A 7454-nucleotide genomic window follows, 5' to 3' on the forward strand; every position below is an offset into this window, starting at 1 on the left:
AACAGTCGGAACCGATCGCGCTAGCTAATTTAGATCGGTGATTTAGTGATGTTAAATCCTTACGAATAGAGGCACCGATCGATCCATCGGTGCCTCTATTCGTAAGGATCTTTGAAATGATTAGTGTGCGATCCACTGAGCATCGGTAATAATAAAAATTCCACCGAGTTTTTTGAGGAGTGGCTGCATCGCGTTGGAAAGCTTTTCAGCCATTTCTAAATCGGTGCAAATAATCATAATATAACTATTGGTGATCAGATCGTCACCAGAATAGCCGTGCTCGCCACTTCCAGAAACATTATTAATGACAGTATAACCTTGAATTAAGTTCTTTTTAAGAATCTTTAATACGGCAGGTACTTCTAAATAACTGACAATAATTTCGACTTTTTTGACAGCCTGAAGCATATTTAAACTCCCAGTAACTTAATAGTTTGTAAATAAATCGGAATACCAACGATGATATTAAATGGAAAAGTGATGGCTAAAGCCATCGATACATACAAACTAGGATTCGCTTCGGGAACTGTCATGCGCATGGCTGCTGGCACGGCAATATAGGACGCACTAGCGCACAATACGGCAAATAACAAAGCATTGCCGACACCCATGCCAATTGCTTTAGCGAGAAAAATGCCCAGTAACGCATTGGCGACCGGCATTAAAATGGCGAAAACAATTAGAAACATGCCGGTTTTGCGGAGATCTTGAATTCGGCGCGCTGCGACTAGCCCCATATCTAGCAAGAAAAACATTAGCGCACCATAAAAGAGATCTTTTTCGACAAACAGATGCACCTTCGTCCAGCCATCACCTCCAGTCAGTACGCCCGTAATCAGACTGCCAATTAGTAACAATACCGAACCATTCAAAAAAGCCTCACGCAGAACTTCACCCCAAGAAGTTTCTCCATCATCAGCATCGGCTTTCTCGCCATCAGGAAGTTGTGCCTGCTTGGGCGTAAAGACGCGTACTAAAATCAAGCCAACAACGATCGCGGGTGACTCCATCAATGCTAGCGCGGCAACCATATGACCCCCATAGGAAATCTGTAGCTTGTCGAGTAGGGAACTGGCAGTAATAAACGTCACCGCACTAATCGAACCATAAGTCGCCGCAATGGCCGCCGCATTAAAATTATCCAATCTAATCCGCAAGATAAAGAAGGCATAAACAGGGACGATCGAGGCCATAAATACCGCCGCGAGCAAGGTACTAATAATTAATGGACTCAAACCACTCTCATGCAATTCATGACCGCCTTTAAAGCCGATCGCCACTAATAGATAAAGCGAAAATAGCTTGGGTAATGGATTGGGAATTTCTAAATCAGACTGAACAAAAACTGCCAGCATTCCCAAGAAAAAGAATAGTACTGGCGGATTTAAGATATTAGATAGAATTAAACTGCTATCCATTGGCTCTCCAAAATTTACCGATCGATGTCTGTTTATTATCCAGCGGGTGGTGACAAGTCAGCAATTATCTAAATGATTCAACATCAATCGATTTAGCCGTTGGCGGAGCCTCTCGGAACGAGAATCGAGATTCTCGGCAAGCTGTAGGAACTGCTACGATAAGTCGGGGCTAATCTGCCACTTTCAACCCTCAAACATTACTAATATGTCATCGTCTCAACTGATGTTCGTCGAGCTAGAACTGCCAATTCGGACTTATGACATCGACTTTGCTGGAATTGTCAGCAATATTGTTTATATCCGCTGGTTGGAAGATTTGCGCATCCAGATGTTGGCACAACACTACCTGGCACTGCCAGATTTGATTTTGACAGGGATCGCACCAGTGCTCGTTCAGACGGAAATTAAGTATCAACGCCAATTAACGATTCACGATCGACCGATTGGTAAAATGTGGATGGTCGAATTAGAAAACGTTCGGTGTCGGTTAGCCGCAGAAATTGTTGATGGCCACAACACGATCGCTTCCGCCACCCAAACGACTATATTTATCGATCTGAAGACTCGCCGCCCCGTCCGGATTCCAGCGGCATTACGCGATCGACTCTAGCCATGTATCTGCGATCTAAAAGGGCAACCGCAACCATCGCGCGCTTAAATTCCGCAGGCGATCGGGTAAATTGGCGGAGGGGATGGTGCCACCATTGGCTTCCCATTTTTCGATTAAGGCCAAACCCAGTGGCGTCAGCCGAAAACTATCAGTCAAACCTTGCCCGTCTACTTCCCGCCGCAACATCCCGACTTGAATCAACCAATTAGTTGCCGTTTCAACGCTCAACTCGGAGAGCGGATAGCGGGTATAGCCAGATTTTACGCCCAGATCCCCAGCCAATTTGGGCACGGAGACACTTTCCCAGCGCATTTTGGCAAACAGATTTAGCTCGAACGGCGCACATCGGAGGGCGATGTCGGCGCGCTCGATCGTTTTGGCTGGATAGGAAATAACTTTGCTGGAACTAGGATAAGCAACCACGATCGCCACATTAAATAAAGATGAGTACATCTATTGTAACGTTTGGCTCGATCGCGCCCAGATAAATGGCGGATGCGATCGATTGAGTAAATATGGGAAATTAATTGAGAGGTAGTGGTGAGATTTTCGGCAGCGATCGATATCACAGTTGAGATTAAATTTACTATCGCCAAAGTTTTCTTTCAGGCTCACTCTATGTGCCGGAAGTTCTCTCTAACCAAGTCCACTTCACCCACATCACGATCGTGTCTAGCGGCGAATTACCTAAAGTCCCTTTTCCCTGGTCGGCATTTTTGAGTCAGCCGATCTTTCATCCCAAGCATAAACTTATTCTCAATCCCACTGTATTTAGACAAATATATCAAGTTCGCTTGCTCGAAAGTTGTCTGCGCAAGCAATTGCCATCTACCGGATCTCGCAATCTGAGTAGTTAAATCGTTAAAAAAGCTGGAGCGATTTAAGAATCGCTCCAGCTTTTTTTGATGACAATTTACAGCCTAGGATCGTAGATCCGGATCGACCCTATTCCTAAAACCCTAAAGCTCTAGCACCTTGATAGAAGATAAAGCTCGCGATCCAAGCCAGTGCTAGCGACCAGAATACGCCTAGCAGCGCGAATTTAACACTTTTGGACTCGGCTTTAATTACAGCCACCGTCGAGAGACAGGGCACGTACAACAGCGTAAATAACATAAAGCTATACGCCTGAACCCAGTCAATGTCGCGTGCGATCGTGCTGGCTAATCCTGCATCCTGTTTGGTGGCATAAATTACCGCTAGTCCTCCCAGCACGATCTCTTTAGCAATAAATCCAAAAATTAAGGCTACCGAGAGTTTAGGATTAATCCCGATCGGGCCTAAGATCGGTTGAAGTGCCTGCCCGATCTGTCCCGAAATTGTCCCCGCGCTGGCCGGTTCGACATTAGCAGGGAGATTGTTGCACAGCCAGATGGCCACTACGCCAAAGATGATAAATCGCCAAGAAAATCGCAGGAAATGTTTAGTTTCCGACCAAGCACGCAGCAGCATTTGCCGAATGGTGGGAAAGCGATAGGGTGGTAATTCCAAAATCAATGGCTCTTGATTGGGATACTTACCTTTGAAAATAAAAGCCGTCAGAATGGCTGCCCCAAAGCTAAATAAATAGAGACTAAATAAAACCAGCGGCGCAACGCGGGTACTAAATAACGCCGTTGTCATGAAGATGAATACATTCAGCCGTGCCGAACATAGGGAAAAGGGAATCACCAACATCGATAGCAACCGCAGGGCAGGCGATCGCATCACCCGCAACCCCATAATTGCTGGCACATTGCAGCCAAAGCCCATCAACGACATCACGAACGATCGACCATCCAAGCCCAACCGCTCCATGAAAGCATCCATTAAATAAGCCGAGCGTGATAAGTAACCACTATCTTCGACGATCGCCATGCAGATAAAAAAGATCCAAATGACGGGAATAAAGGCGGCTACCGTCGCCATCCCGCCATATAATCCATCGATGAGCAGATCGTGGGGAAACGGCGGTAAAAAGCCTAATAATGGTTCGACAGCAGTAGTCTTAAACCATTCAACCCCAGTGTTCAACCAATCTTGTAATGGCTTGCCGATGGTATACACCACCTGAAACATCAGATACATCAAACCAAAGAAAATCGGCAAGCCAAACACGGGATGCAGCAATACTCGATCGAGTTTAGTCGTCAGCGTATCTCGCACTGGTGACACCTGAAAACCATCTTGGAGCAAAGCTCCCATCTTGGCAGCAAACTGGGTATCGGAACCTAAATTGACATCGATTTTACCTGCTAATAGCGGCTCTGATTGTAGATTCAATCGCTCGGCAATCAGACTACGCACCTGAGCGTAACCCTGCCCATATTTAGCACTCATCTGCAACACTGGCATCTGTAAGTGCCGTGAGATCGCCTCAGGATCGACATGCACTCCAAATTTGGGAGCCTCATCCGCCATGTTCAGCAGCAACAAAGCTGGCAAACCGATCTGCTCGATTTGCAATGCCAGACTAATTTGGCGATCGAGCTGCGTAGAATTGAGAATAATTATAATTAAGTGAACGGGATTGTGCTCTAGAAATCGCCGCACCACCTCTTCATCTTCCGAAAAGCCCCGCAAGTCGTAAATTCCTGGCAGATCCACCACCTGAGTATCCTGCTGCCCGATCTTAATTTTGGCTACCAGCAGATCCACAGTAATTCCCGGCCAATTCCCCGTACTAGCATTGGCTCCAGTCAGGCGATTGAAGAAAGTAGACTTACCAGTATTGGGCATCCCCAGCACAGCTATTTGCTTCAAACCTTCGGTGGTAGCAATATCCAGCAGTGGACTACCGTCGGAGTTGCACTTATTACAGTTAACTGAATTTGTCATTTTTGTTTAGCTCTTGCCAATATACCAACACTCGCGGCCCATCGATCTTTGTCGGTAATTAGGGAGCATTGGTATTCAAGAAACCCTTTTCTAGTGCAATTGCGCTACAGCCTAAAACCTAAAACCTAAAGCCTAATTAGGCCGTACTTGAATCGACCTCGCATCACATCGCCGCATAATTACCTCAGTCGTCCCAATCCGCACGTGTAATGGGCCGCCCAACCAAGCCTTGCGAATTACTGATATCTGCTTACCCACCCGAAATCCTAACGCTTGTAATCTATGCTCCAACGCAGTTTCCGTACTTATTCCCAGTATGGATGCTGTGGTTCCCAGTGGGAGCGCACTTAATTCGGCCAACGACATTCGATCTTCCTTTACGATAATTACTTGCGTCTGGATCTGAAAATTAGGCAATCGGTACATTCCGGCCATTCAGTTCGATCGTCAAGCGATCGCTCTAACCTCTGGCTTGGCTGAATCTCGATCGATCGCGTGGCTCGGCAATCGGCTCACTTACTAGTGTCAAAGCTAGCAAGTAGCGTACTTAGAACTTAGTCAATACTAACTTCTTATGAGAAAGAATGTCAACAAGAAAGTTTTGGCACCGCTCCGTACACGATCCTGACGACCAAACCACAAGTCTTTCGATGTCATAATAAGCAATGTGGAATTGTCAGCCAAGGAGAAACATCGCTCATGAGTAACCAATCGCCAATCCCGGTCGTAGTCAATGGTGCGGCGGGGAAAATGGGACTAGAAGTCATCAAAGCCGTCGCTAACGCCCCCGACTTGGTATTGCTAGGTGCGATCGATCGTAACCCCAAGATCCAGGGCGAAGACATCGGCGAAATTGCTGGCTGTGGTGCATTAGAGATCCCCGTGATGAACGATCTTCAAGCAATCCTGGCGATGGCATCCCAAGAAAAACAAGCCGCCGTGATGGTCGATTTTACCCATCCTGACAGTATCTATGAAAACGTCCGCTCGGCGATCGCCTATGGCGTGCGTCCGGTCGTCGGTACCACCGGATTGAGTACCACCCAGATTCAGCAACTAACCGAATTTGCTGACAAAGCGAGTACTGGCTGCCTAATTATCCCCAATTTCTCGATCGGGGTAGTATTGATGCAACAAGCAGCCATTCAAGCCGCCAAATTTTTCGAGCACGTCGAAATTATCGAACTCCACCACAATCAAAAAGCCGACGCCCCCAGCGGTACCGCCATTCAAACCGCCCAACTGTTAGGCGAACTTGGTAAAACTTTCAACCCGCCCAGCGTTACCGAATCCGAAAAAATTGCTGGCGCGAGAGGTGCTACCGCCGATGAAAATATCCGCATTCATAGCGTCAGACTTCCAGGCTATATCGCCCACCAAGAAATCATCTTCGGCGCACCTGGTGAAATCTACTTACTCCGCCACGATACCACCAATCGATCGTGCTATATGCCTGGAGTCCTCCTCGCCATTCGTAAGATTTTGGGACTAAAATCGCTAGTATATGGCTTAGAGAAAATTCTTTGATAGTGAACAGTTAATAATCGATCGTCGATCGCTGAGAACTACAACTCAACCAATCAGTCCCCCCGTCGCCTAGTCCCCCCATCTCCCCGTCTCTCATCATCATGCTAGTTCCCATCACCCGTAGCAAATTTGAAGAATTAGTACCGATCCTGGCGATGGGGGTACAGTACAAATATTGCTGGGGAAAATGGTCGGACTTTCTGCGGCGGATGATTATTTCGATCGCGGCTGTGTCCTTAACTTACGCATTTTTACGGTTTTTATCCCCCGATGATGTTGAGTGGCAAGCTCCAGTACCGATGGTAATTGCTGGCTTATACTGGTGGTGGGAACCGATCGTGTTAGCCAGTCGGCGCAATTGGCAATTTCGGCAATTTCCCTACAGTGGCTTTTGGCGTGGTGAGGTTTTGGATCTCTATGTCACCGACGATCTCATCGGCGAACGTGAAACTGTCGATAAGAAAGGGAATTTAGTCATTATCGAAGATATCGAAACCAGATTGCATCTAGAGGTCGGCGACGAGACGGGATTCAGCACGGAAGTTTCGGTGCCCTTAAAGAAGGCTTATAAGGGTATTTCGCGCGGCCAAATTGTCGAGATGGTAGTGATGTCCTATCGTCCCGATCTGAGTTCTTTTGCCAAAGTTTCTGATGTCTATATCCCAGATCTCAATCTGTGGTTGAGCGATTATCCTTGCTTGCGCAGAGATGCGTTTATTGCCACTAGTCAACGTCTGGACGAGGATTATTAGTCGATCGAGCGATTGTAGAAACGATCGCTGTTTTTTTAGGGCAAAATAAAGAAAATTGAGACAGCCGATCTCAATAGTTTGGGGCTGTAAATTTTCGCACCTATTTATAAATCATGAATGAGATTTTTTCACCAGCAGAGATTGACGAATTGTCGGCGGAGATCGATCGACAGTTACAAGAATTGCGTCGATCGGGAAATGCTACCTATAAATCTGGTGAGGAGTTGGAGCCAGGGGGCGCGTTGAGTAAGCAGAAAGAATCGATCGAGAGCTTGGCAAAAGAACCGATGCCGAGCTTTTTGGCGAAGTTTGGACGGGCGGCGAAGGCGG

General features: G+C 46.9%; 9 protein-coding genes and 1 pseudogene. 5 read left to right on the top strand and 5 right to left on the bottom strand.

The window, feature by feature from the left end; translation table 11 throughout:
- Positions 1–120: 120 nt before the first annotated feature.
- Complete coding sequence (locus tag RMO84_RS16040) at positions 121–408, bottom strand: P-II family nitrogen regulator (protein ID WP_310489440.1); 288 nt, start codon at positions 406–408, stop codon at positions 121–123.
- Positions 409–410: 2 nt separating this feature from the next.
- Positions 411–1418 carry a sodium-dependent bicarbonate transport family permease gene (locus RMO84_RS16045; protein WP_310489441.1) on the bottom strand — a complete coding sequence of 336 codons (1008 nt, stop codon included), beginning with the start codon at positions 1416–1418 and terminating at the stop codon, positions 411–413.
- 205 nt (positions 1419–1623) lie between these two features.
- Between RMO84_RS16045 and RMO84_RS16050 the strand changes: the two genes are divergently transcribed.
- Positions 1624–2028 (top strand): thioesterase family protein, encoded by a 405-nt coding sequence (locus RMO84_RS16050; protein ID WP_310489442.1) that lies wholly within the window; start codon positions 1624–1626, stop codon positions 2026–2028.
- Positions 2029–2043: 15 nt separating this feature from the next.
- On the opposite strand, the gene RMO84_RS16055 is transcribed toward RMO84_RS16050, so the two are convergent.
- Entirely contained in the window at positions 2044–2481 is a 438-nt protein-coding gene (locus tag RMO84_RS16055; RefSeq protein ID WP_310489443.1) for an Npun_F0494 family protein, read from the bottom strand.
- A 167-nt stretch (positions 2482–2648) separates the two neighbouring features.
- Between RMO84_RS16055 and RMO84_RS16060 the strand changes: the two genes are divergently transcribed.
- Entirely contained in the window at positions 2649–2885 is a 237-nt protein-coding gene (locus RMO84_RS16060) for a hypothetical protein (protein ID WP_310489444.1), read from the top strand.
- A gap of 94 nt (positions 2886–2979) precedes the next feature.
- Here the strand turns inward: RMO84_RS16060 and feoB are convergent, their stop codons facing one another.
- Together feoB and RMO84_RS16070 are read right to left on the bottom strand one after the other, a co-directional pair.
- The gene (gene feoB / locus RMO84_RS16065) at positions 2980–4770 is read right to left on the bottom strand and encodes a ferrous iron transport protein B (RefSeq protein WP_396135879.1); all 1791 of its coding nucleotides are present in this window, start codon (positions 4768–4770) and stop codon (positions 2980–2982) included.
- Between the two features lie 207 nt (positions 4771–4977).
- The gene (locus RMO84_RS16070) at positions 4978–5280 is read right to left on the bottom strand and encodes a FeoA family protein (RefSeq protein ID WP_310489446.1); all 303 of its coding nucleotides are present in this window, start codon (positions 5278–5280) and stop codon (positions 4978–4980) included.
- Positions 5281–5544: 264 nt separating this feature from the next.
- Here RMO84_RS16070 and dapB point away from each other — a divergent pair, with 264 nt between their 5' ends.
- The 3 genes and pseudogenes from dapB to RMO84_RS16085 form a co-directional block, all read left to right on the top strand.
- Complete coding sequence (gene dapB / locus RMO84_RS16075; protein WP_310489447.1) at positions 5545–6372, top strand: 4-hydroxy-tetrahydrodipicolinate reductase; 828 nt, start codon at positions 5545–5547, stop codon at positions 6370–6372.
- Positions 6373–6473: 101 nt separating this feature from the next.
- Positions 6474–7124, top strand: a complete 651-nt coding sequence (locus RMO84_RS16080; RefSeq protein WP_310489448.1) for a phosphate ABC transporter permease — start codon at positions 6474–6476, stop codon at positions 7122–7124.
- A 113-nt stretch (positions 7125–7237) separates the two neighbouring features.
- Positions 7238–7454 (top strand): annotated as a pseudogene (locus RMO84_RS16085) (hypothetical protein); the annotation flags it as partial.

This window comes from Chamaesiphon sp. VAR_69_metabat_338 (assembly GCF_031423935.1).
GTDB lineage: Bacteria > Cyanobacteriota > Cyanobacteriia > Cyanobacteriales > Chamaesiphonaceae > Chamaesiphon.

Excerpts from the sequence above, each read along its gene's own strand:
- RMO84_RS16050 (WP_310489442.1), top strand. The coding sequence starts at position 1,624 with ATGTCATCGTCTCAACTGATGTTCGTCGAGCTAGAACTGCCAATTCGG.
- RMO84_RS16070 (WP_310489446.1), bottom strand. The coding sequence starts at position 5,280 with ATGGCCGGAATGTACCGATTGCCTAATTTTCAGATCCAGACGCAAGTA.
- RMO84_RS16045 (WP_310489441.1), bottom strand. The coding sequence starts at position 1,418 with ATGGATAGCAGTTTAATTCTATCTAATATCTTAAATCCGCCAGTACTA.
- RMO84_RS16040 (WP_310489440.1), bottom strand. The coding sequence starts at position 408 with ATGCTTCAGGCTGTCAAAAAAGTCGAAATTATTGTCAGTTATTTAGAA.
- dapB (WP_310489447.1), top strand. The coding sequence starts at position 5,545 with ATGAGTAACCAATCGCCAATCCCGGTCGTAGTCAATGGTGCGGCGGGG.
- RMO84_RS16080 (WP_310489448.1), top strand. The coding sequence starts at position 6,474 with ATGCTAGTTCCCATCACCCGTAGCAAATTTGAAGAATTAGTACCGATC.
- RMO84_RS16055 (WP_310489443.1), bottom strand. The coding sequence starts at position 2,481 with ATGTACTCATCTTTATTTAATGTGGCGATCGTGGTTGCTTATCCTAGT.